Origin of the sequence: Jiangella ureilytica (genome assembly GCF_004348545.1) — a bacterium.
In the GTDB taxonomy this organism is placed as follows: domain Bacteria; phylum Actinomycetota; class Actinomycetes; order Jiangellales; family Jiangellaceae; genus Jiangella; species Jiangella ureilytica.
Window position 1 is genome coordinate 12,107 of the sequence record NZ_SMKL01000001.1, and the last position, 22,224, is coordinate 34,330.

Below are 22,224 nucleotides of genomic sequence, written 5' to 3' on the forward strand. Positions count from 1 at the left end.
CGCCGACGGCGTCAGCTCGCGCCCGGCGCCTGCCGGGCGTAGACGACGACGTCGAGGTCGTCGTGCGTCGCCTGCTCCCGGAGTTCGAAACCGAGCCGGCGCATGACGGCGATCGACTTGAGGTTCTCGGGGACCGTGATGGAGATGAGCCGGGGCAGGCCCACCGTGGCGAACGCGTGCTCCATCCACGCCGTCGCCGCCTCCGTCGCGTAGCCCCGGCCCCAGGCGTGCGGGGCGAGCCGCCAGCCGATCTCGACGTCGTCGGGGTACCAGCGATGGCGGTGGATGCCGGTGAAGCCGAGGAACACGCCGTCGGCCGTGCGCTCGACGGCGGCCAGGCCGAAGCCGTCGCGCAGATGGTGCTCGCGCATGGTGGCGAGCATCCGGTCGGAGGCGTCGCGGGTCATGGGGCCGCTGGTGAAGTGCTCCATGACGGCCGGGTCGGCGTTCATGGCGGCGAACGCGTCGGCGTCGCGCGACTCGATGGGGCGAAGGGTCAGGCGGTCGGTGCGGAGAGTGGTCGGCTGCATCGTCGGCACCGTTCGACGTTAACGCAGCTCGCGTTCGGGGACGGTGCCGAGGATGGCGGACGCGAGGTCGCCCAGCACGTTCGCCTCAGGGGCGTAGTCGTCGGGGACGGCGACCTCGACCAGGATCTCGCGGTCCACGGCGGTGAAGAACATGCCGCCGTCGCCCTCGTCGGGCAGCCAGCCGACGCCGTCGATCTCGAACAGCTGGGCGTCCGGGCGGTACGAGGCCGGCATCGCGACGCCACAGCGCAGCACGACGGCCGGCTGCCCCCACGCGGCCACGTACTCCGAGGGCGGGTCGACGTCGCGCTCGACGGCGTCGTCGACGGTGTTCGGCAGCGCGTCGTGCAGGGCGGCGCACACGTCGGCGCTGCCGGGCTCGGGCTCGTGCGGCGTCACCTCGACGGCGCCGTACCCGCAGCCGGCCAGCGCCGTCGGCCCCGTGACCAGCAGGATGGCGGCGAGGGTCAGATGTGGACGACGGGGCACGTGAGGGTGCGAGTGATGCCGTCGACCGCCTGCACCTTCGCGACCACGAGCTTCCCCAGGTCGTCGACGTTGCCGGCCTCGGCGCGCACGATGACGTCGTACGGGCCGGTGACGTCCTCGGCGAGAGTGACACCGTCGATCTCGGCGATCTTGCGGGCCACCTCGGCGGCCTTGCCCACCTCGGTCTGGATGAGGATGTAAGCCTGTACGACCACGGGTTGGCCCTCCCACGCGCTGTGTGAACGGTGTGCGAAACGGCAAACCTACCTGGTCGAGGAAACGTGCGGGAGAAGAGGGAGCGCAGAGAATGCCCGACAGCGTCGGCGAGCTGGGAGAGTTCGGCCTCATCGGAGCCGTCACGGCGCGGCTGCCGCAGGGCCCGGACGTCCTGCTCGGTCCCGGCGACGACTCCGCCGTGGTCGCCGCCCCCGACGGCCGCGTCGTCGTCACCACCGACCTGCTGGTCGAGAACCGGCACTTCCGCCGCGACTGGTCCGACGCCGCCGACGTGGGTCACAAGGCGGCCGCCCAGAACCTCTCCGACATCGAGGCCATGGGCGCCCGCCCCACGTCGTTGGTGGTGGGGCTGGGGGTTCCGGCCGACCTGCCGGTGGACTGGGCGGTCGGGTTGATGGCCGGGCTGGGTGAAGAGGCGTCGCTGGTCGGGGCGTCCGTGGTGGGCGGTGACGTGGTCCGCTCGCCGCTGGTGGTGGTGTCGGTGACGGCGCTGGGCTCACTCGACGGCGTGCCGCCGGTGACGCGGTCCGGCGCGCGGCCGGGCGACGTGGTCGCGGTGTGCGGGCGGCTGGGGTGGGCGGAGGCCGGCTACCAGGTGCTGAGCCGCGGCTTCCGCACCCCTCGCGCCGTGGTCGAGGCGCACCGCCGGCCCGCGGTCCCGTACGGGGCGGGCCGCGAGGCCGCTGAGCTCGGGGCGACGGCGATGTGCGACGTGTCGGACGGTCTGCTCGGCGATCTCGGGCACGTGGCGTCGGCGAGCGGGGTGTCGGTCGATGTGGACGCCGCTTCGTTGGTGGTCGCGCCGCAACTGCGGGAGGTCGCGTCGGCGCTGGGGGCCGACCCGCTGGCCTGGGTGCTGACGGGTGGCGACGACAACGCGCTGGTGGCGTGTTTTCCGGTGGATGTCGAGGTGCCGGAGCGGTGGACGGTGATCGGGTCGGTGTCCGCCGGCTCGGGCGTGACCGTCGACGGGTCGGCCTATGACGGTGCGGCGGGGCACGACCACTTCGCCGGATGAGGGTGCCCAGTTGGGTGGGCCTTGCTGCCTCGATTCCCGAGAACCTGCAACAGCGCCAGGGCCTACTCCCCGGAATGGCCCCGGCCGCAGCCCCGCTGTGTCTCGGGTTGCGCCGCCCTCTGACGGCTTCGTGCGTGGTGTCGGCCACCGGTCCCGCTGTGGTGGTCCGCGTCCGCCGCTCGCCGCCTCGGAATGATCACGTTCACTGGGGGATTCCCTGCTGAACGAGGCCTGTAGGCCTCGTGTGGCTCGGGTGATCGTCGTGATGGCCCATCGCAGACGTCGGTCAGCGGTTGCCGGCGTGCTTCACGAGGAGATCTCCCGCTTCACCAGGCCCACAGGCCTCGTTCAGCAGGGAACAGGGTGGTGAACGTGATCATTCCGGAGAACCCCGGGGAACGACAATGAGACGTCCCCCAACCGGGGACGTCTCATGATCGTTCAGGCGAAGCCGAAGGTCAGCGGCGTGTGACCTTGCCGGCCTTGAGGCACGAGGTGCAGACGTTCAGCCGCTTCGGGGTGCCCCCGACGACCGTTCGCACGGTCTGGATGTTCGGGTTCCAGCGACGCGGGGTCCGGCGGTGCGAGTGCGAGATCGAATTGCCGAAGCCCGGGCCCTTGCCGCAGACATCGCAGGTGGCAGCCACGGAGACTCCTACTGAGACGGATTGGGAAGACGACATGTGGTGCTCGCACCGGAAACCCGGTTCGAACAACCGCATCAGGGTACCGGGCGGGCACGCCACATAACAAACCGGCGCGGGATAGTCTCTCGTGGTGCCACCGGTCCCCGACGCCGAGATCGTCCTGCGCTGGTGCCGCGCCGGCCTGGACGCGCTCGCGGCGGCGCGGGAGGAGATCGATGCCCTGAACGTGTATCCGGTGCCCGACGGCGACACCGGGACCAATCTCTATCTCACCTTCGAGGCCGCGGAACAGGCCGCCCGCGAGACCGCCCAGCAGGCCGGCGAGCAGGCCGGCGAGCCGACGCTGGCCGCGACCGCCGAGGCGATGGCGCGGGGCGCCCTCCTGGGCGCGCGCGGGAACTCCGGCATCATCGTCGCGCAGATGCTGCGCGGGGTGGCCGACGTGCTGAGCCGGCCCGGAGTCACGCTCGCCGACGGCAGCGCCCTCGCCCACGGACTCACCCGGGCGGCCGAGGAGGCGCACCGTGCCGTGGCGGACCCCGTCGAGGGCACGATCCTCACCGTGGCAAGGGCCGCCGCCGACGCCGCCCGGCACCGCGCCACCCAACCCGGCTCCAGCCTCCCCGCCGTCGCCCTCGCCGCCGCGGCCGCCGCGCACGAGGCGCTCGACCGCACGCCCGCACAGCTCGACGTCCTGGCCCGTGCCGGCGTCGTCGACGCGGGCGGGCGCGGGCTGACGGTGCTGCTCGACGCGTTCGACACGGTCCTGACGGGACGGCGGGCGCTGCCGAGGCCGCGCACCGTCGGCACCCACACCGTCCCCGCTCCGGCCATCCCCGTGCCCGAGCGCGCCGCCGGAGGCCCCGCCTACGAGGTCATGTACCTGCTCGACGCCCCGCAGCAGGCCGTCGACGCCCTCAAGCAGAACCTCGCGACGCTGGGGGACTCACTCGTGGTCAGCGGCGCGGGGGAGCAGTGGAACGTCCACGTGCACACCGACGACGCCGGCGCGGCCATCGAGGCGGGCATCGGCGCCGGCCGGCCGCACCGCATCAGCGTCACCTACCTCCCCGTCCAGCACCGCCCCCCGGAAGAAGCCCACCAGCGCGTCGTCGTCGCGTTCGCGGCGGGCGACGGGCTGGCCGAGCTGTTCGCCGAGGCGGGCGCCGTCGTCGTCGCCACGGCCACCGGGCACCGGCCGTCCACCGGCGAGATGCTGGCCGCCGTCGACCGCGGCGACGCCCGCCGCACCGGCGATGTGGTCATCCTGCCGAACGAGCGCGACGCGGTCCCGGTCGCCGAGGCCGCCGCCGCCGAGCTCCGGACCCACGGCAGGAGGGCGGCCGTCATCCCCACCGTCGCCCAGGTGCAGGGGCTCGCCGCGCTCGCCGTCCACGAGCCGAACCGGGCGTTCGACGCCGACGTCGTCGCGATGACGGCCGCCGCCGGGCAGACCAGGCACGGCGCCGTCACCATCGCCGCGCGGCAGGCGGTCACCATGGCCGGGGTGTGCCAGCCGGGCGACGTGCTCGGCGTGGTCGACGGCGACTTCGCGGTCATCGGCGCGGACCTGCTCGACGTCGCCAGCGAGGTGGTCGCCCGTATGCTCGCGGCAGGTGGTGAGCTGGTCACCGTCGTCACCGGCGACGGCGCCGATCCCGGCCTCGCCGACGGCGTCGCGCGCGCGGTCCGCCGCGGGCACCCCGAGGCCGACACCGTCGTCTACCGGGGCGGACAGCCCCGCTACCCCTTACTGCTCGGAGTCGAGTGATGGTCGGATTCGACACGAAGCTGGCCGCCGTGGTCGGTGACAAGACCGCCAAGGCGCTGGCGAGCACGCTGGACCTGCACACCGTCGGCGACCTCATGCGCCACTACCCGCGCCGGTACATCCAGCGCGGCGAGCTGACGGAGCTGAGCTCGCTGCGCGAGGACGAGCTGGTCACCGTCGTCGCCATGGTGAAGAGCGTCTCGAAGCGGAGCATGAAGAACCGCCGCGGCTCGATCCTCGAGGCGGTCGTCACCGACGGCGCCGGCGAGCTGACGCTGACCTTCTTCAACCAGGCCTGGCGTGAGCGCGATCTGCGGCCCGGGCGCACCGGCCTGTTCGCCGGCAAGGTCGGCACGTTCCGCCATCAGCGCCAGCTCGCGCACCCCGAGTACGAGATGTTCCCCGACGACGCCGGCGACATCCGCGAGGCGGCGGAGAAGTACGCCGACGAGATCATCCCGGTCTACCCGGCGAGCGCGAAGGTGCCGTCCTGGCTGATCGCGAAGTCGGTCGACGTCGTGCTCCAGCAGCTCGGCGACCCGGACGACCCGATTCCGGCCGAGGTGCTGCGCGCCAGGCACCTCCCCGGCCTGGCCGAGGCGCTGCACGCGGTGCACCGGCCCAAGGCCATCGAGAAGGCCTGGGCGGCGCAGCACCGGCTGCGCTACGAGGAGGCGTTCGTCCTGCAGACGGAGCTGGCGCGGCGGCGGGTGTCGACGGCGGCTCTGGCGGCCACGCGGCGGCGCGCCACGCCGGGCGGGCTGGTCGACGTGCTGGACGAGCGGCTGCCGTTCGAGCTGACCGAGGGCCAGCGCCGCCTGGGCGAGCAGATCGCCGCGGAGCTCGACACCGAGCACCCCATGCACCGGCTGCTGCAGGGCGAGGTCGGCGCCGGCAAGACCGTGGTCGCGCTGCGGGCGATGCTCGCCGTCGTCGACGCCGGGGGACAGGCCGCCCTGCTGGCGCCCACCGAGGTGCTGGCCCAGCAGCACTACCGGTCGCTGACCGCCTTGCTCGGCCCGCTGGCGCAGCGCGGCATGCTCGGCGGCTCCGACATCGGCACGCGGGTCGCGCTCCTCACCGGCTCCATGGGCACGGCCGCGCGCAAGGAGACGCTGCTCGACATCGGGGTCGGCGACGCCGGCATCGTCGTCGGCACGCACGCGCTGCTCGAGGAGAACGTGCAGTTCTTCGACCTCGGCCTGGTCGTGGTCGACGAGCAGCACCGGTTCGGCGTCGAGCAGCGGGCCGCGCTGGCCGCGAAGAGCCGCGACGGCACCCGCCCGCACGTGCTGGTCATGACGGCGACGCCGATCCCGCGGACGGTCGCGATGACGGTCTTCGGCGACCTCGAGATCTCCACGCTCTCCGACGTCCCCCGCGGCCGCGCCGACGTCGCCACGCACGTCGTGCCCGTCGGCGAGAAGCCGCACTTCCTCGACCGCGCCTGGCAGCGGGTCCGCGAGGAGGTCGAGAAGGGTCATCGCGTCTACGTCGTCTGCCCGCGCATCGGCGACGACGGCGACGAGCCGGCCGCGGCCGAGGACGAGAAGCGGCGCCCCGTCGCCGTCCTCGAGCTGGCCGAGCACCTGCGCACCGGCCCGCTGCAGGGCGTCGGCCTCGAGGTGCTGCACGGCCGGATGCCGGCTGACGCGAAGGACGCGGCCATGGCGGCGTTCGCGGCCGGGACCACGCCGGTGCTGGTCGCGACCACCGTCATCGAGGTCGGCATCGACGTCGCGACGGCGTCGATGATGGTCATCATGGACGCCGACCGGTTCGGCGTCTCGCAGCTGCACCAGCTGCGCGGACGCATCGGCCGCGGCTCGATCCCGGGCGTCTGCCTGCTGGTCACCGAGGCGCCGCCGGACACTCCGGCGCGCGAGCGGCTCGACGCCGTCGCCGGCACCCGCGACGGGTTCGAGCTCTCGCAGGTCGACCTCGAGCAGCGGCGCGAAGGCGACGTGCTCGGCGCGTCGCAGTCCGGCCGGCGGTCCAGCCTCAAGCTGCTCAAGGTGATGCGCCACGTCGAGATCATCGAGCAGGCCCGCGAGGACGCCTCCGCCGTCGTCGAGGGCGACCCGGACCTGGCCCGCCACCCGGCGCTGCTCGACGCCGTCGAGGCGGTCCTGGCCGAGCAGGAGGCGGACTACCTCGACAAGGCCTGACGACCCGCCGAGCGACGTCCAGCGGCCTCTTGGCGGCGGCCGCGGCCGACCCGTGCTGGAATCGTCCCTGTGATCGTGGACAAGGCCATCTATCTCGACGGCGAGCGCCAGGAGATCGAGGGCGACATCAGCGAGGCGTTCGAACGGGCCAAGGAGCGCGGCAACGCCTTCCTGTGGGTCGGCCTGTTCGAGCCCACCCACGAGGAGTTCGACGTCATCGTCGACGAGCTGAAGCTGCACCCGCTCGCGGTCGAGGACGCCCTCAACGCGCACCAGCGGCCCAAGCTGGAGCTCTACGGCGACACCCTCTTCGCCGTGCTCAAGACGCTCGAGCACCACGAGGACGACGCCCTGCTCGTCGTCGGCGAGATCATGCTGTTCATCGGCGACGACTTCGTCATCACCGTCCGCCACGGGGCGATCAACCCGCTGGACATCGTCCGCGAGCGGGTCGAGTCGGAGAAGTGGCTGCTCGACGCCGGTCCGCCCGGCGTGCTGTACGCCGTCTGCGACCTGGTGGCCGACAGCTACACGCGGCTGGCCCGGCAGGTCGAGGCCGACGTCATCGAGACGGAGCGGCGCGTGTTCGAGCCGGGCGCCGCCGACGCCACCGAGCTGATCTACTCGCTGAAGCGGCAGGTGCTGCAGTTCCGCATCTCCGTCGACCCGCTGGTCCCCGTCATGGAGGACCTCACCCAGGGCCGGGTCGCGCTGTGCGCCGGGCTCAGCGAGTACTTCCGCGACATCCTCGACCATCTGCTGCGCGTCGACCGCATGGCGGAGGCGCAGAACGACCTGCTGACGGGCGCGCTCGCGGCCAACCTGTCGCTGGTGACCATGCAGCAGAACATCGACCTGCGCAAGATCTCGGCGTGGGCCGCGATCGTCGCGGTCCCCATGATGATCGCCGGCGTCTACGGCATGAACTTCGACCACATGCCCGAACTGCACTGGTCCTTCGGCTACCCGCTCGTCCTGGCCGTCATGATAGGGGCGTGTCTGTTGCTCTATCGGAAGCTGCGCAGCAGCGGCTGGCTCTGAGGTCCGTACCACCCGGAGCGGTGACTGGTCCGGTCCGCCGATGACCCGCATAGTGGCCGGCGCGGCGCGCGGACGGCGGCTGTCCGTCCCGCCCGGCGACCGTACCCGGCCGACGTCGGACCGCGTCCGGGAGGCGCTGTTCTCGGCGCTGGAGTCGATGTACGGCGGCGCGCTCGGCGGGGTACGGGTCCTGGACCTCTACGCCGGCACCGGCGCGCTCGGCCTCGAGGCGCTGTCGCGCGGCGCGGCGCACTGTCTGCTGGTCGAGTCCGACGGCCGTGCCGCGGCCGTGATCAGGGCGAACGTCAAGGCCGTGGGGCTGCCGGGCGCCGTCGTGGTCGCCTCGACGGTCGAGCGGGCGCTGACGGAGCCGCCGGACGCCCCGTACGACCTCGTCCTGGCCGATCCGCCGTACGCGATGGTTGACGCCGACCTGTCTGGGGTACTCGTGTCCTTGACCAAGGGCTGGCTCGCGCCCGAGGCGGTCGTGGTGGTCGAGCGTGACCGCCGCAGCGCCCCGGTGACCTGGCCCGACGGCATCACCGGCTCGCGCGAACGCCGGTACGGGGAGACCATGCTCTGGTACGGTCGCGCCCGGTGATGTGACAAGCAGGAGGACGTGTTGCGCCGCTGTCTCTGCCCCGGCTCGTTCGACCCGGTGACGAACGGGCACCTGGACGTCATCGAGCGGGCTACGAGCCTGTTCGACGAGGTCGTCGTGGCGGTGCTGGTCAACGTCTCCAAGAAGGGCCTCTTCTCCGTCGACGAGCGCATCGACATGCTCGAGAAGACCTGTGCCCATCTGCCCGAGGTCCGCATCGTGAGCTTCGAGGGCCTCTTGGTCGATTTCGCCCGTCAGCGCGGCATTTCCGCTGTCGTGAAAGGCCTGCGGGCGGTCTCGGATTTCGACTATGAACTACAGATGGCACAGATGAACCACCGCATGACGGGCTTGGAGACGTTGTTCGTCGCGACCAATCCGGATTACTCGTTCCTTTCGTCCTCATTGGTCAAAGAGGTGGCGTCCCATGGCGGTGACGTCGCTGGACTGGTACCCGATGTGGTGCTGCAGCGACTTCATGAGAGATTGGGACGCCGGTGATCCCACTCCGGCACTCATGGGGGGATGGTCATGGAAGTTCATGACAAGATCGCCGAGATCGTCGCACTCGTCGACTCGGCGCGGACGATGCCTATGTCGTCCACCGCAATGGTGAACAAACAGCAGCTGCTCATTCTGCTCGACGAGGTCCGCGAAGGTCTGCCGGCGAACCTGCAGGCCGCCGAGGCGGTCCTGGGGCAGCGCGAGGCGCTGCTCATCGAGGCGCGCGGCAACGCCGAGCGGGTCCTGGCCGGCGCCCAGGCCGAGCAGGCCCGGCTGGTCGCCGACCACACGGTGACGCAGGCCGCACGCATCGAGGCCGAGGAGATCCTCCGTCAGGCCCGGGAGCAGGCCGAGAACATCCGCAGCGACGCCGACGACTACGTCGACGCGAAGCTGGCGCGGCTCGAGATCTCGGCGGCGCGCATCGTCGAGACCGTCCGCGACGGCCGCGAGCAGCTGCGCCACCCCACGGCGTACGAAGAGCTGTCGCAGCGGCGCAACGGCCACCCCGTCGTCGTGCCCGAGCTCGACAACGCACAGAACGGGGCCGACGAGTTCGCGCCGGGGTCCGACCCGCGGGTCGAGCGGTTCGCCCCCGACGACACGTCCGGCGACCCGCGTCCCGGCGATCAGCACGAGGCGCGTGACGCCGAGACACACCAGCTGAAGTCTGGTTTGGGCTGAGGCCCTGGGTCTAGTACCATCGGTCGTCGGCCTCATGTCGAGGCCGAGATCTGCATGCCCATACCAGCACGAGAGTTGACTACGCTGAGCACGCTCGATCCGCGCGCCCCGTTCGTCCTCGCGACACACGAGCTCGGACGACGGCCGGGTTCGACCCAGCGGGTCTCTCTCACGGTTCCGGCGCCTGCCGATCTCGGACTGGGCGAAGTGGTCGGGGTGCCCGAAGGGGCCGACCTCGAGCTGGACCTCCGGCTCGAGTCGGTCATGGAGGGCGTGTTGGTGTCCGGCACCGTCCGGGCTCCGTACTCCGGAGAGTGCGTGCGCTGCCTGGAGCCCGTCGACGGCGAAGTCGTCGCCGAGGTCCAGGAACTGTACGTCTACCCGGAACGGGCCGACGATCCCGACACCGAGACCGACGACGAGGAGATGCGGGTCGAGGACGACCTCATCGACCTCGGACAACCGGTCCGGGACGCGGTGGTGCTCGCACTGCCGCAGTCGCCGGTCTGCCAGGAGGACTGCCCGGGCCTGTGCCCGGACTGCGGCGCCCGGCTGGCCGACGACCCGGATCACGCGCACGAGAACACCGATCCACGGTGGGCGGCCCTGGCCGGGCTGGTCACCGATGACACGAACGAGACCGGCTCGCTGAGGGCCGGCCCGACTGAGGAGAGTTAGCCAGGCGCCGACCGCGAGGTCCAGCTCTGGTGAGTCTCTCGAGGGAAAGGAAGAACAGCCGTGGCCGTCCCGAAGCGGAAGATGTCGCGCAGCAACACCCGCCACCGTCGCGCGCAGTGGAAGGCGAAGATGCCGCAGATCCAGAAGCGCACCGTCAACGGTCGCACCCAGTGGGTCGTCGCGCACCGCGCCACCGTGGTCGAGGACTCCCAGGGCACGCCGCTGTTCCTGGAGTACAACGGTCGCCAGGTCGGCGACGTCTGAGAGCTCGCGTAGGAGCTCCCTATGACGGCTGAGACCCCATCCCTCTCCGTGCTGGAGGGGCGTCTCGGCGTGCCCATCGACCCTGAGCTGCTGCAGCTGGCGCTGACCCACCGCTCGTACGCGTACGAGAACGGCGGGCTACCGACCAACGAGCGGCTCGAGTTCCTGGGCGACGCCGTCCTGGGCCTGGTCGTCACCGACGCGCTGTACCGGCGGCACCCTGACCTCTCCGAGGGCCAGCTGGCCAAGCTGCGCGCCGCCGTCGTGAACATGCGGGCGCTCGCCGGTGTCGCCCGCGAGCTCGAGCTGGGCGGGTTCGTCCGGTTGGGCCGCGGCGAGGAGACCACCGGCGGGCGCGACAAGTCCTCCATCCTCGCCGACACCGTCGAGGCGCTGATCGGCGCCGTCTACCTCGACCGCGGCCTGGTCGAGACCTCCGCGCTGGTGCACCGCCTGGTCGACGACCTCATCGAGGCGTCCGCGCTGCTCGGCGCCGGGCTGGACTGGAAGACGTCGCTGCAGGAGCTGACGTCGCGGCATGCGCTCGGGGTCCCCGAGTACCGCATCACCGAGGACGGCCCCGACCACGCCAAGACGTTCACCGCCGACGTCGTGGTCAGCGGCGAGGTACGCGGCACCGGCACCGGCCGCAGCAAGAAGGAGGCCGAGGCCCGCGCCGCCGAGCTGGCCTGGAAGGCGCTCAGCGAGGCGGCCGAGGCGGCCAAGAGCATCGCCCCGGCCGACGGTCCCGGTGCCCGAACTCCCTGAGGTCGAGGTCGTCCGGCGTGGGCTGTCCGCGCATGTCGTCGGCCGCGTCATCGACCACGTCGAGGTCGCACACGACCGCGCCGTCCGCCGTCACCTCGCCGGCGCCGCCGACTTCGCCGGCTCCCTGGCCAAGGCCTCCTTCACCGAGGCCCGGCGGCGCGGCAAGTACCTCTGGCTGCCCCTCGACGACGGCGTCCGCGCGGTCGTGGGGCACCTCGGCATGAGCGGCCAGCTGCTGGTCCAGCCGGCCGTCGCTCCCGACGAGACCCACCTGCGGGTCCGGTTCGTCTTCGCCGACGGCGACCCCGAGCTGCGCTTCGTCGACCAGCGGACCTTCGGCGGGCTGGCGGTCGCCGGCCTGGGTCCCGACGGCGTCCCGGTCCCCATCGCGCACATCGCGCCCGACCCGCTCGATCCGGCGTTCGACGACGACGCGTTCCGGCTGGCGCTGGCCCGCCGTCGTACCGGGATCAAGAGAGCGCTGCTGGATCAGTCGCTGATCTCCGGAGTCGGCAACATCTACGCCGACGAGGCGCTGTGGCGGGCTCGCCTGCACTACGCCCGGGCCACGGAGACGCTGCGCCGGCCCGACGCCACGCGGCTGCTCCAGGCGGTCCGCGAGGTCATGGCCGCCGCGCTGCAGCAGGGCGGCACCTCGTTCGACAGCCTCTACGTCAACGTCAACGGCGAGAGCGGCTACTTCGACCGGTCGCTGGACGCCTACGGGCAGGAGGGCCGGCCGTGCGGGCGCTGCGGCACCCCGATCCGGCGTGACCCGTTCATGAACAGATCGTCGTACACGTGCCCCCGCTGCCAGCCCCGTCCGCGGCATGCGCGCTGGTGAGCGTGATGACCGATACCCGAGAACGTGTTGACCAAGAGGCATGCACAGTGCGATGCTGGTAAGTGCTGCGGCCTGTGCGTCTCGGTCAGACCTGCGCCCGCCGCAGCCTCGATGATGAATGTTTGATCATTTCTCTATGGCCTTTGTGGAGGGCTTCGACAATGGCGAAGGCGCTGTTGGGTTATGTCGGGGGTACTGATCCCAGGATCGCAACCGAGGTTCAGCGCTTGCGCAGGCGGGTGACCGATCTCGAGGCGCAGGTGCTCCGGCTCCAGGCGGAGAACGACCACCTCGCCGAGGCGGCCGTCGATCACAGCCGCTTGGTGCTCGACGACACACAGGTGCCGCAACCGGCCTTGACCTGAGGGTCGCGGTTGTAGGCTGACCCCCGAGTCCAGGGGAGTCGGTCTATTGCACCTGAAGAGCTTGACGTTACGGGGATTCAAGTCCTTCGCGTCGTCGACGACGCTGCGCCTGGAACCGGGCATCACGTGTGTGGTCGGTCCCAACGGCTCGGGTAAGTCGAACGTCGTCGACGCCCTGGCCTGGGTCATGGGCGAGCAGGGCGCCAAGAGCCTGCGCGGCGGCAAGATGGAGGACGTCATCTTCGCCGGCACGGCCGGGCGCCCAGCGCTCGGCCGCGCCGAGGTCGTCCTCACCATCGACAACACCGACGGCGCTCTGCCCATCGAGTACTCCGAGGTCACCATCTCGCGGACGATGTTCCGCAACGGCGGCTCCGAGTACGCCATCAACGGGCAGGGCTGCCGCCTCCTCGACGTCCAGGAACTGCTGTCCGACTCCGGCATCGGCCGCGAGATGCACGTCATCGTCGGCCAGGGGCAGCTCGACGCCGTCCTCTCCGCCACGCCCGAGGACCGCCGCGGCTTCGTCGAAGAGGCGGCCGGCGTCCTCAAGCACCGCAAGCGCAAAGAGAAGGCGCTGCGCAAGCTCGAGGCGATGCAGGCCAACCTCACCCGCGTGCAGGACCTCACCGCCGAGCTGCGCCGCCAGCTCGGGCCGCTGGGCCGGCAGGCCGAGCTGGCCCGCAAGGCCGCCACCATCCAGGCCGACCTGCGCGACTCCCGGCTGCGCGTCCTCGCCGACGAGCTGGTGCAGGCCCGCGCGAGCCTCGAGCAGGAGGTCGCCGACGAGACCGCGCTGAAGACGCGGCAGGCCGAGCTGGTCCGCGCGCTCGAGCAGGCGCGCGCCGCCGAGGCCCGGCTCGACGCCGAGGTCGCCCAGGTGGCCCCGCGGCTGGCCCAGGCCTCCGACGCCTGGTACCGGCTGTCCGGCCTGCGCGAGCGGGTCCGCGGCACGGCGTCGCTGGCGTCCGAGCGGGCGCGGCACCTGTCCGCCGCCGGTGAGGTGCCGCGCACCGGCCGCGACCCCGACGAGCTCGAGCGGGAAGCGGCCGCCGTCCGCGAGCAGGAGGCCGAGCTCGCGGAGCAGATCGCCGCCGCCCGCGAGTCGCTCGACGACGCCCTCGAGGCGCGTCGCACCGCCGAGGAGGCCGCCGAGGCCGAGGAGCGCCGTCTCGCCGCCGCCGTCCGCGCCAGCGCCGACCGCCGAGAGGGCATGGCCCGCCTGTCCGGTCAGCTCGACGGCGCCCGCCGCCGCGCCGCCGCGGCCGAGGCCGAGCTGGCCCGGCTCACCGCCGCCCGCGAGGAGGCACGGCGCCGCGCCACAGCGGCCGAGCACGAGCACACCGTCATCGAGACCACCATCGCCGGGCTCTCCGTCGGCGAGGACGGCCTCGACAGCGAGCACGAGCGGGCCGCGGCCGCGCTGGCCGCCGCCGACGACGTCCTGACGAAGCTGCGCGAGCAGGAACGCTCCGCCGAGGGCGAGCGGGCCGCGCTGGTGGCCCGGCACGAGGCGCTGCAGATGGGCCTGGCCCGGCGCGACGGGTCCGAGGCGCTGCTGGCGGCGTCGGACCGGCTGTCCGGCGTGCTGGGCTCGGTCGCCGCGCTGCTCACCGTCGAGCCCGGCTGGGAGGCGGCCGTCGCGACCGCGCTGGGGGCCGCGTCCGACGCCGTCGCCGTCGGATCCGTCGACGACGCCGTCACCGCGCTGCGGCTGCTGCGCGACGAGGACCTCGGCCGGGCCGGCCTGCTGGTGGGCGGTGCCCCGTACGACGACCCCGGAGCCTGGCAGCCGCTGCCGGGCGGGCTGCGCTACGTGGTCGACCTCGTCACCGCACCGGCCGAGCTGCGGCCCGCGCTGACCAACCTGCTGCGCGGCGTCGCCGCCGTCGACGACCTCGCCACCGCCCGCGCGCTGGTCGCCGAGCTGCCCGAGCTGATCGCCGTCACGCGCGAGGGCGACCTGCTCGGCCGCGACCGCGCCTACGGCGGGTCCAGCCGTGCGCCCAGCCTGCTCGAGGTCCAGGCCGCCGTCGACGAGGCCGCCGACCGGCTGGCCATCGCCACCGGCAAGGCCGAGGACCTCGCCCGCAAGCTGGCCGCCGCCGAGCGGGCCCGGGCCGAGGCGGCCGCCGCCGAGTCGCACGCCCTGACGAAGCTGCGCGAGTCCGACGCCGAGCTGTCCGCCGTCGCCGAACAGCTCGGCCGGCTCAGCGGCACCGCCCGCGCCGCCACCGAGGAGGCCGAGCGGCTGGCCGAGGCCGTCGCCCGCGCGGAAGAGACGCGCGATCGCGACCTCGGCGCGCTGGAGGAGATGGAGGAGCGGCTCGCCGCCGCCGAGGAGTCCGGCGACGACGAGGCCGAGCCGTCCACCGAGGAGCGCGACCGGCTGGCCGAGCGCGTCCGCGCCCTGCGGCAGGCCGAGACCGAGGCGCGGCTGTCGCTGCGCACCGGCGAGGAGCGGGCCCGTGCCCTCACCGGCCGCGCCGAGAGCCTCGAGCGCGCCGCCCGGCAGGAGCGCGCCGCCCGCGAGGCCGCCGTCGCCGAGGCCCGCCGCCGTGCCCGCGAAGCACGCGTCGCCGACGCCGTCGCCCGCGGTGCCGCCGTCGTGCTCCGCCGGCTCGAGCGGTCCCTCGAGCTGGCGGCCGAAGAGCGCGACGAGGTCGCCCGGGTGCGGACGGAGCGTGAGCAGGCGCTGTCGGCCGAGCGGGTGCGCGTGCGCGAGGTGTCGGCTCAGCTCGACGAGATCACCTCCACCGTCCACCGCGACGAGCTGGCCCGCGCCGAGCACCGCATGCGGGTCGAGGCGCTCGAGGCCAAGGCCCTGGAGGAACTGGGCGTCGACCCGGTCACGCTGGTCGACGAGTACGGCCCGCACCTGCCGGTCCCTGTCCCGCCCGGCGACGACGGCGAGCCGCGCGAGCCGATCCCTTACGTGCGCGAGCAGCAGCTCAAGCGGCTCAAGGCCGCCGAGCGCGGGCTGTCGGCGCTGGGCAGGGTCAACCCGCTGGCGCTGGAGGAGTTCGCGGCGCTCGAGGAGCGGCACGCGTTCCTCACCGAGCAGCTCGAGGACCTCAAGAACACCCGCCGCGACCTCCTCGACATCGTCAAAGAGGTCGACGACCGCGTGCAGCAGGTGTTCGCGTCGGCGTTCGAGGACACCGCCCGCGAGTTCGCCGACGTCTTCTCCCGGCTCTTCCCGGGCGGCGAGGGCAAGCTGATCCTCACCGAGCCCGACGACCTGCTCGCCACCGGCATCGAGGTCGAGGCGCGTCCGCCCGGCAAGAAGGTCAAGCGGCTGTCGCTGCTGTCCGGCGGCGAGCGGTCGCTGGTCGCGGTGGCGTTCCTGGTCGCGCTGTTCAGGGCCCGGCCGAGCCCGTTCTACATCCTCGACGAGGTCGAGGCCGCGCTCGACGACACCAACCTCGGCCGGCTGCTGGGCATCTACGAGGAGCTGCGCGAACGCAGCCAGCTCATCGTCATCACCCACCAGAAGCGGACCATGGAGATCGCCGACGCCCTCTACGGCGTCTCGATGCGCGGCGACGGCGTCACGGCCGTCATCTCGCAGCGAATCCGCGAGTCCGAGCCGGTCTGAGCCCGCGGCAACCGTTCGGACACGCCGCGCGTAATACCAGTACGGGGGTTCACCCTTGCGCTACCGTCGGTGGTGCGAGAGTGAATGATGTTACTGCTGTGACCAACGGGGGTGTCACATGACGGCAGTGGTCGTGGCCATGCTGGTGATCGTGACGGTGGCGACGGTCGTGCTGGCCGCCGTCGGGGCCTATCACCACGTGGCGGGGTCCGCGGCGATGCAGCGCAGGCTGCGCCGCTGGCGATTTCTTGCGGTGACCCGCTCGGACGACTGGCGCGAGGCGGCCTTCCACGGCCTGCGCATGGCGCGTCGCGGACTGGCCCAGCGGCTGACCCGCCCGGAGCAGTCGCCGGCCGCCCCCCGGCCGGCGACCCCCCGCCTGGGGTGACGGCGGCGCCGCCGGCCCCCGGTGTGGGTCCGGCGGGCCGCTGAGAGCATGCGAGGATGGCGGCCGTGGAGTACATCGTCATCGTCGTAGCCATCGTGGTCGTCGCGGCCGTCGCCCTGGCGGCCTTCCTGATCCCTCGCCGGCGACGGGGCCAGGTCGAGGCGCCGCCGCGGCCGGGGGTCGACTACCAGCCCGGAGTCGGTGACGACGCCACCGCGCCGGTCGAGGAGCACCGGGCGCCCATCAGCGACGTCACGCTGCCCGAACCCGTCGTCGAGGCCCCCGTCGAGGAGCCGGCGGCGCCGGCCGTCGAGCGGCCCGAGCCCGCGGCCGGCCGGCTGGTGCGGCTGCGCTCGCGGCTGGCCCGCTCGCAGACCAGCCTCGGCAAGGGGCTGCTGAGCCTGCTGTCGCGTGAGCGCCTCGACGACGAGACCTGGGAAGAGATCGAGGACACGCTGCTCACGGCCGACCTCGGCGTCGCGCCGGCCCAGGAGCTGGTCGAGCGGCTGCGCACCCGCGCCCGCGTCGAGGGCATCCAGAGCCCCGAGGACGCGCGCACCATGCTCCGCGAGGAACTGCTCGCGTTGGTCGACCCGTCGCTCGACCGCGAGCTGCGCACCGAGCGCCACGTCGAGGACGGCCGCCCCGCCGTCGTGCTGGTGGTCGGCGTCAACGGCACCGGCAAGACGACGACGGTGGGCAAGCTCGCCCGCGTGCTGGTCGCCGAGGACCGCGACGTCGTCCTCGGCGCCGCCGACACCTTCCGCGCCGCGGCCGCCGACCAGCTCACCACCTGGGGCGACCGCGTCGGCGTCGTCACGGTCCGCGGACCCGAGGGCGGCGACCCCGCCAGCGTCGCCTTCGACGCCGTCAAGGCCGGCATCGAGCAGGAGGCCGACACCGTCCTCGTCGACACCGCCGGCCGGCTGCAGACCAAGGTCGGCCTCATGGACGAGCTCGGCAAGGTCAAGCGCGTCATCGAGAAGCACGGCCCGGTCGACGAGGTCCTGCTCGTCCTCGACGCCACCACCGGCCAGAACGGCCTGGTCCAGGCCCGCGTCTTCGGCGAGGTCGTCGACGTCACCGGCATCGTCCTCACCAAGCTCGACGGCACCGCGAAGGGCGGCATCGTCGTCGCCGTCCAGCGTGAGCTCGGCGTCCCGGTCAAGCTGGTCGGCCTCGGCGAGGGCCCCGACGACCTCGCCCCCTTCGACCCCGAGGCCTTCGTCGACGGCATCCTCGGCTGAGCGTCCGCGCACCTGGGCGCCGAGCAGGTGCATGGTTGAGGGATCGGTGTCGCCAGGGCGGCACCGATCCCTCAACCATCGGCCGCGGGCGCTCAGCGGGCGACGGGTTCGGCCGCGGTGCGCAGCCCCGGTGCCGGAAGGAAGAGGTCCGGCCGGCCCTCGACGTAGAGCTGGGGGAGCCGGCGGTCCAGCCAGCGCGGCGCCCACCAGTTCGCCCGTCCGAGCACGTGCATCGTCGCGGGCACCAGGAGCATCCGCACCACCGTCGCGTCGATGAGGATCGCCGCCGCCATGCCCAGCCCCAGCGACTTCAGCACCACGTCCGGGCTCGGGACCAATGCCGCGAACACCGTGACCATGATCGCGGCCGCCGCGGTGATGACGCGGCCCGTCCCCGCCAGGCCGTCGACGATCGAGCGGGCGTTGTCGCGGGTCCGCAGCCACGACTCGCGCATCCGGCTGATCAGGAACACCTCGTAGTCCATTGACAGCCCGAAGAGCACCGTGAACATCACCACCGGCACGTACGCGGGCATCGGCGTCTCGGTGTCGATGCCGACCAGCCGCCCGGCCCAGCCGCCCTCGAGCACCAGCGCGACCACGCCGTACGCGGCGACGACGGAGAGCAGGTTCATCACCGCGGCGGTCAGCATGACGACGACGCTGCGGAAGGAGACCAGCAGCAACAGCATCGACACCACCACGACGCCGCCGATGAGCAGCGGCAGCCCGTCGGCCATGGTCTCGTTGACGTCGATGGCCGCGGCCGTCACGCCACCGACGTGCACGTCCAGCCCCGTCCCGGCCGCACCCGGCAGCACGTCGTCGCGCAGAGCATGGACGAGCGACTCGGTCGCCGCATCCTGCGGGCCGGCCGACGGCACGACGGTGAGCAGTGCGGTGTCGCCCGACGGGTCGAGGACGGGTGGCAGGACGGCGGCCACGCCCGGGGTCGCGGCGACGGCGTCGGCGACGGCGGGAAGCGCGCTGCCGCCGTCGACCCCCGGAGGAACCGACGTCACCAGCAGCAGCGGCCCGTTCGCGCCGGCCCCGAACCCGTCGGCGAGCAGGTCGTAGGCCTGCCGCGCGGAGTGGTCCTCGGGGTCGTTGCCGGCGTCGGGGAAGCCGAACCGCGTCCCCAGGAACGGCGCCGCCAGCGCCAGCATCAGCCCGGTCCCGAGCACGACGGCGACGACCCGGCGCCGCTCGATCAGCCTGCTCCACCGCAGCCACGCACGCGACGGCTCCACGTGCCCGCCGTCCGTCACGGTCACGGCGCCGGGCCCGCGGCCGCGCCGCAGGACCGGCAGCCGCCACCGCTCGATCCGGTGCCCGAAGAAGCCGAGCAGTGCCGGGAACAACGTCGCCGACGCGGCCAGCACGACCAGCACCGCCACCATCGTCACGACCGCCGTGCCCTGCATGAACGTCAGCCCGGTCGCGAACAGCCCGAACATGCTGATCATCACGGTGCTGCCGGCCACCATGACGGCGCGCCCGGCGGTGTCCAGCGTCGCCACCGTCGCGTCCGACGGCGACAGCCCGGCCGCCCGCCACTCGCGGAACCGCGTCACCATGAGCAGGACGTAGTCGATGCCCAGCGCGATCCCCAGCAGAGACGCCAGGATCGGTGCCCAGTTCGGCACGTCCATGACGGCGGCGACGAGCCCGGTCAGGGTCGTGCTCACCGCCAGCCCGGCGACGGCGACGCCGATGGGCAGGCCGGCCGCGACCACCGTCCCGAACGTCACCAGCAGGATGACGGCGGCCGCGACGAGGCCGACCATCTCGCCGCCGAACTCGCCGGCCTCGGCGGTCCGGATCGTGTCGCCGCCCAGCGCGACGTCCAGGCCGGGTCGCGAGGCCGCCGACGCCGCGTCGAGCAGCCGTTCGGTGTCGGCGACCGGCATGTCCTCGGGCGCGTCGACGTCGAGGCCCAGGCGCGCGACCAGCGTCCGGCCGTCCGGCGCCAGCGCCCCGGGCGCCGTGTACGGGTCGTCGACGGCGGTGACGTGCGGCAGCGAACGCAGCGTGTCGAGCAGCGCGCCGACCTCGGCGCGCACCGCCGCATCGGTCACGGGAACGTCGGACGAGCGCACCACCACGTCGACCGGCTCGCCGGCCTGCGCCGGGAACCGCTCGGTGAGCAGCTGCTGCGCCTGCTGCGAGTCGCTGCCGGGCGTCGAGTAGTCGACCTCGTAGTCGCCGCCGAACGCGGCCGCCAGCCCGGCGGCGACGGCCAGGGCGGCGGCCCAGCCGGCCAGGACCCGGCCGCGGTGACGGAACGAGGCGCCCGCGAGCCGGCCGAGCGGCCCGGGCCTCACAGTCTCAGTCGGGGTCATACCGTGATCCTCGAAGCGCGACCCGCGCGCCGTCGTCGCCCATCCGGAGCGTTCGCGCGCGTCCGGCTACGCCCCCGGGAGTAGGCCGATGGTCCCGCGGGCGGACGTTCCCACCAGTGCCGCATCGCTACGATCGATCCCATGGAGCGGTTGGTGCGGCGCCTCCCGACGCTGTCGGCGCGGACGCAGGACGTGCTGATCGCCGGCTTCGTCACGCTGCTGCAGGTGCAGGGCACGCACGCGGCCGTCGTCGTGCAGGCCGAGCTCGACCAGCCGGCGGCCACCGCGCTCGGCATCGCGGGCAACGCCCTCCTGGCGCTCGGCGGCCTGGTGCTGCTGGTGCGGCGGCGCTGGCCGGTCCCGGTCTTCCTCATCACGGCCGCCATCAGCGTCGGCTACTTCTGGTCCGGGTATCCCGACGGCCCCGGCTGGCTGTCGCTGTTCGTGGCGACGTACACGCTCACTGCGCACGGCGACGGCCGCCGCTCGCTCGTCTTCGCCGCGAACGGCCTGTTCGTGCTGTTCGTCGGCTGGGTGCTCACGGCCGACCTCCAACCCGGCGAGCTCGGCTGGCTGGCGTTCCGCATCGGCGCGACCATCATGGCGGCGGCTCTGGGCGAGTCGGTGCGCTCGCGCCGGGTCATCGCCGCCGACGCGCTGCGCCGTGCCGAGGAGGCCGAGCGCACCCGCGACGAGGTGGCCCGCCGCCGGGTCGACGCCGAACGGCTGCGCATCGCTCGTGAGGTGCACGACACCGTCGCGCACGCCATCGCGATCATCAACGTGCAGGCCGGCGTCACGGCGCACGTGCTGGACAAGCGGCCCGAGCGGGCCCGCGAGACGCTGCTGACCATCGAGCAGACCAGCGCGCGGGCGCTGCGCGAGATGCGGGCCATCCTGGGCGTGCTGCGCGGCGACGACGACGGCCCCGGTCCCAGCCTGGCCGCCCTCGACGAGCTGCTGGCGGTGGCGCGGCGGGCGGGTCTCGACGTGACGGTGTCCGGCTCGGTGCCCGCCGGGGTGCTGCCCGAGGCCACCGACCGCGCCGCCTACCGGATCGTGCAGGAGGCCGTCACCAACGTCATCCGGCACGCGGGGCCGGCCCGGGTCGCGGTCACGCTCGACCTCGGCACCGACGAGCTGCGGGTCACCGTCGCCGACGACGGGGGAGACCTCACCGCCGCGCAGCAGGGGCCGCCGGTCGAGCCGGGCCGCGGCCTGGCCGGCATGCGCGAACGGTGCGAGCTGGTGGGCGGCGCGGTCGAGGCGGGCCCCGACGGCGACGGCTTCCGGGTGAGTGCGCGGCTGCCGCTCGAGCGCGCCGAGGTGGCCGTCCGTTGACCGGCGCGGTCCGGGTGGTGCTGGCCGACGACCAGGTGCTGGTGCGCACCGGGTTCCGGGTGCTGCTCGACGTCGAGGACGACATCGAGGTCGTCGGCGAGGCGGCCACTGGCGCCGAGGCCATCGAGCGCTGCCGCGAGTCGCGCCCCGACGTCGTGCTCATGGACATCCGCATGCCCGTGCTCGACGGCATCGAGGCGACCCGCCGCATCGCCGCGATCCCGGGCCTCGAGCAGGTCAAGGTGCTGATCCTCACCACGTACGACACCGAGGAGTACGTGTTCGACGCGCTCGAGGCCGGCGCCGGCGGGTTCCTGCTCAAGGACGCTGGGCCGCAGGAGCTGCTGCACGCCATCCGCGTGGTCGCCGCCGGCGAGGCGCTGCTCGCACCCAAGATCACCCGGCGGCTGATCGCCCAGTTCACCGCCTCGCGGATGGCGCACCAGGTGGCCGAGGACCGCCTCGGCGTGCTCACCCAGCGCGAGCGCGAGGTACTCGCGCTCGTCGGCACCGGGCTGTCGAACGCCGAGATCGGCGCCTCGCTGTCACTCAGCCCGGCGACGGCGAAGACGCACGTCAGCCGGGCGATGATCAAGCTCGGCGCGCGCGACCGGGCCCAGCTCGTCGTCATCGCCTACCAGACCGGCCTGGTGAGCGCCCGCTCGGCGACCTGATGTCGTCCTGCCGGTCGGCTCCCGG

Annotated in this window: 22 protein-coding genes; 17 read left to right on the plus strand and 5 right to left on the minus strand. The window is 73.1% G+C overall.

What is annotated here, in order from left to right; all coding sequences use genetic code 11:
* Window positions 1-11 precede the first annotated feature (11 nt).
* From E1212_RS00060 to E1212_RS00070, 3 genes are read right to left on the minus strand one after another with little or no spacing between them, the layout of a single operon-like run.
* A complete protein-coding gene (locus E1212_RS00060; RefSeq protein ID WP_131977259.1) occupies window positions 12-530 on the minus strand; it encodes a GNAT family N-acetyltransferase in 519 nt (172 codons plus the stop codon).
* A gap of 18 nt (window positions 531-548) precedes the next feature.
* Window positions 549-1,019 carry a DUF3515 domain-containing protein gene (locus E1212_RS00065; protein WP_131977262.1) on the minus strand — a complete coding sequence of 157 codons (471 nt, stop codon included), beginning with the start codon at window positions 1,017-1,019 and terminating at the stop codon, window positions 549-551.
* Window positions 998-1,234 (minus strand): Lrp/AsnC family transcriptional regulator, encoded by a 237-nt coding sequence (locus tag E1212_RS00070; protein WP_131977264.1) that lies wholly within the window; start codon window positions 1,232-1,234, stop codon window positions 998-1,000. The genes E1212_RS00065 and E1212_RS00070 overlap by 22 nt, the downstream gene beginning before the upstream one ends.
* A 92-nt stretch (window positions 1,235-1,326) precedes the next feature.
* On the opposite strand from E1212_RS00070, the gene E1212_RS00075 reads away from it, so the two are divergent.
* Window positions 1,327-2,274 (plus strand): thiamine-phosphate kinase, encoded by a 948-nt coding sequence (locus E1212_RS00075; RefSeq protein ID WP_131977267.1) that lies wholly within the window; start codon window positions 1,327-1,329, stop codon window positions 2,272-2,274.
* A gap of 458 nt (window positions 2,275-2,732) precedes the next feature.
* On the opposite strand, the gene rpmB is transcribed toward E1212_RS00075, so the two are convergent.
* Window positions 2,733-2,921 carry a 50S ribosomal protein L28 gene (gene rpmB, locus E1212_RS00080; protein WP_131977270.1) on the minus strand — a complete coding sequence of 63 codons (189 nt, stop codon included), beginning with the start codon at window positions 2,919-2,921 and terminating at the stop codon, window positions 2,733-2,735.
* A 130-nt stretch (window positions 2,922-3,051) separates the two neighbouring features.
* Here rpmB and E1212_RS00085 point away from each other — a divergent pair, with 130 nt between their 5' ends.
* The 14 genes from E1212_RS00085 (at window position 3,052) to ftsY (ending at window position 17,842) form a co-directional block, all read left to right on the plus strand.
* The gene (locus tag E1212_RS00085) at window positions 3,052-4,692 is read left to right on the plus strand and encodes a DAK2 domain-containing protein (RefSeq protein ID WP_131977273.1); all 1,641 of its coding nucleotides are present in this window, start codon (window positions 3,052-3,054) and stop codon (window positions 4,690-4,692) included.
* Complete coding sequence (recG, locus tag E1212_RS00090) at window positions 4,692-6,860, plus strand: ATP-dependent DNA helicase RecG (RefSeq protein ID WP_131977276.1); 2,169 nt, start codon at window positions 4,692-4,694, stop codon at window positions 6,858-6,860. Before E1212_RS00085 ends, recG begins: the two co-directional genes overlap by 1 nt.
* Before the next feature lie 69 nt (window positions 6,861-6,929).
* The gene (locus E1212_RS00095) at window positions 6,930-7,901 is read left to right on the plus strand and encodes a magnesium and cobalt transport protein CorA (protein WP_131977279.1); all 972 of its coding nucleotides are present in this window, start codon (window positions 6,930-6,932) and stop codon (window positions 7,899-7,901) included.
* 40 nt (window positions 7,902-7,941) lie between these two features.
* Window positions 7,942-8,502, plus strand: coding sequence for a 16S rRNA (guanine(966)-N(2))-methyltransferase RsmD (rsmD, locus tag E1212_RS00100; protein ID WP_131977282.1), 561 nt, complete (start codon window positions 7,942-7,944; stop codon window positions 8,500-8,502).
* A gap of 21 nt (window positions 8,503-8,523) precedes the next feature.
* Window positions 8,524-9,003, plus strand: coding sequence for a pantetheine-phosphate adenylyltransferase (coaD, locus tag E1212_RS00105; protein WP_131977736.1), 480 nt, complete (start codon window positions 8,524-8,526; stop codon window positions 9,001-9,003).
* A gap of 30 nt (window positions 9,004-9,033) precedes the next feature.
* Window positions 9,034-9,690 (plus strand): ATP synthase subunit B family protein, encoded by a 657-nt coding sequence (locus E1212_RS00110; RefSeq protein WP_131977285.1) that lies wholly within the window; start codon window positions 9,034-9,036, stop codon window positions 9,688-9,690.
* A gap of 54 nt (window positions 9,691-9,744) precedes the next feature.
* Window positions 9,745-10,368 carry a YceD family protein gene (locus E1212_RS00115; protein ID WP_131977288.1) on the plus strand — a complete coding sequence of 208 codons (624 nt, stop codon included), beginning with the start codon at window positions 9,745-9,747 and terminating at the stop codon, window positions 10,366-10,368.
* A gap of 60 nt (window positions 10,369-10,428) precedes the next feature.
* Window positions 10,429-10,632 (plus strand): 50S ribosomal protein L32, encoded by a 204-nt coding sequence (gene rpmF, locus E1212_RS00120; RefSeq protein ID WP_131977291.1) that lies wholly within the window; start codon window positions 10,429-10,431, stop codon window positions 10,630-10,632.
* A 21-nt stretch (window positions 10,633-10,653) separates the two neighbouring features.
* Complete coding sequence (gene rnc / locus E1212_RS00125; protein ID WP_131977294.1) at window positions 10,654-11,400, plus strand: ribonuclease III; 747 nt, start codon at window positions 10,654-10,656, stop codon at window positions 11,398-11,400.
* The gene (gene mutM, locus E1212_RS00130; protein WP_131977297.1) at window positions 11,384-12,244 is read left to right on the plus strand and encodes a bifunctional DNA-formamidopyrimidine glycosylase/DNA-(apurinic or apyrimidinic site) lyase; all 861 of its coding nucleotides are present in this window, start codon (window positions 11,384-11,386) and stop codon (window positions 12,242-12,244) included. Before rnc ends, mutM begins: the two co-directional genes overlap by 17 nt.
* A 161-nt stretch (window positions 12,245-12,405) precedes the next feature.
* Window positions 12,406-12,609: a hypothetical protein gene (locus E1212_RS00135; protein ID WP_131977300.1), complete on the plus strand. Its 204-nt coding sequence runs from the start codon at window positions 12,406-12,408 to the stop codon at window positions 12,607-12,609.
* Between the two features lie 46 nt (window positions 12,610-12,655).
* Window positions 12,656-16,207, plus strand: coding sequence for a chromosome segregation protein SMC (smc, locus tag E1212_RS00140; RefSeq protein ID WP_131977303.1), 3,552 nt, complete (start codon window positions 12,656-12,658; stop codon window positions 16,205-16,207).
* A 118-nt stretch (window positions 16,208-16,325) separates the two neighbouring features.
* Window positions 16,326-16,595 (plus strand): hypothetical protein, encoded by a 270-nt coding sequence (locus tag E1212_RS00145; protein WP_131977306.1) that lies wholly within the window; start codon window positions 16,326-16,328, stop codon window positions 16,593-16,595.
* A gap of 56 nt (window positions 16,596-16,651) precedes the next feature.
* Entirely contained in the window at window positions 16,652-17,842 is a 1,191-nt protein-coding gene (ftsY, locus tag E1212_RS00150) for a signal recognition particle-docking protein FtsY (RefSeq protein ID WP_131977309.1), read from the plus strand.
* A gap of 92 nt (window positions 17,843-17,934) precedes the next feature.
* Here ftsY and E1212_RS00155 read toward each other — a convergent pair whose 3' ends face one another.
* Entirely contained in the window at window positions 17,935-20,184 is a 2,250-nt protein-coding gene (locus E1212_RS00155) for an MMPL family transporter (protein ID WP_131977312.1), read from the minus strand.
* 141 nt (window positions 20,185-20,325) lie between these two features.
* On the opposite strand from E1212_RS00155, the gene E1212_RS00160 reads away from it, so the two are divergent.
* Both E1212_RS00160 and E1212_RS00165 read left to right on the plus strand, forming a co-directional pair.
* Complete coding sequence (locus tag E1212_RS00160; protein WP_131977315.1) at window positions 20,326-21,525, plus strand: sensor histidine kinase; 1,200 nt, start codon at window positions 20,326-20,328, stop codon at window positions 21,523-21,525.
* A complete protein-coding gene (locus E1212_RS00165; protein WP_131977318.1) occupies window positions 21,522-22,199 on the plus strand; it encodes a response regulator transcription factor in 678 nt (225 codons plus the stop codon). Before E1212_RS00160 ends, E1212_RS00165 begins: the two co-directional genes overlap by 4 nt.
* Window positions 22,200-22,224 lie beyond the last annotated feature (25 nt).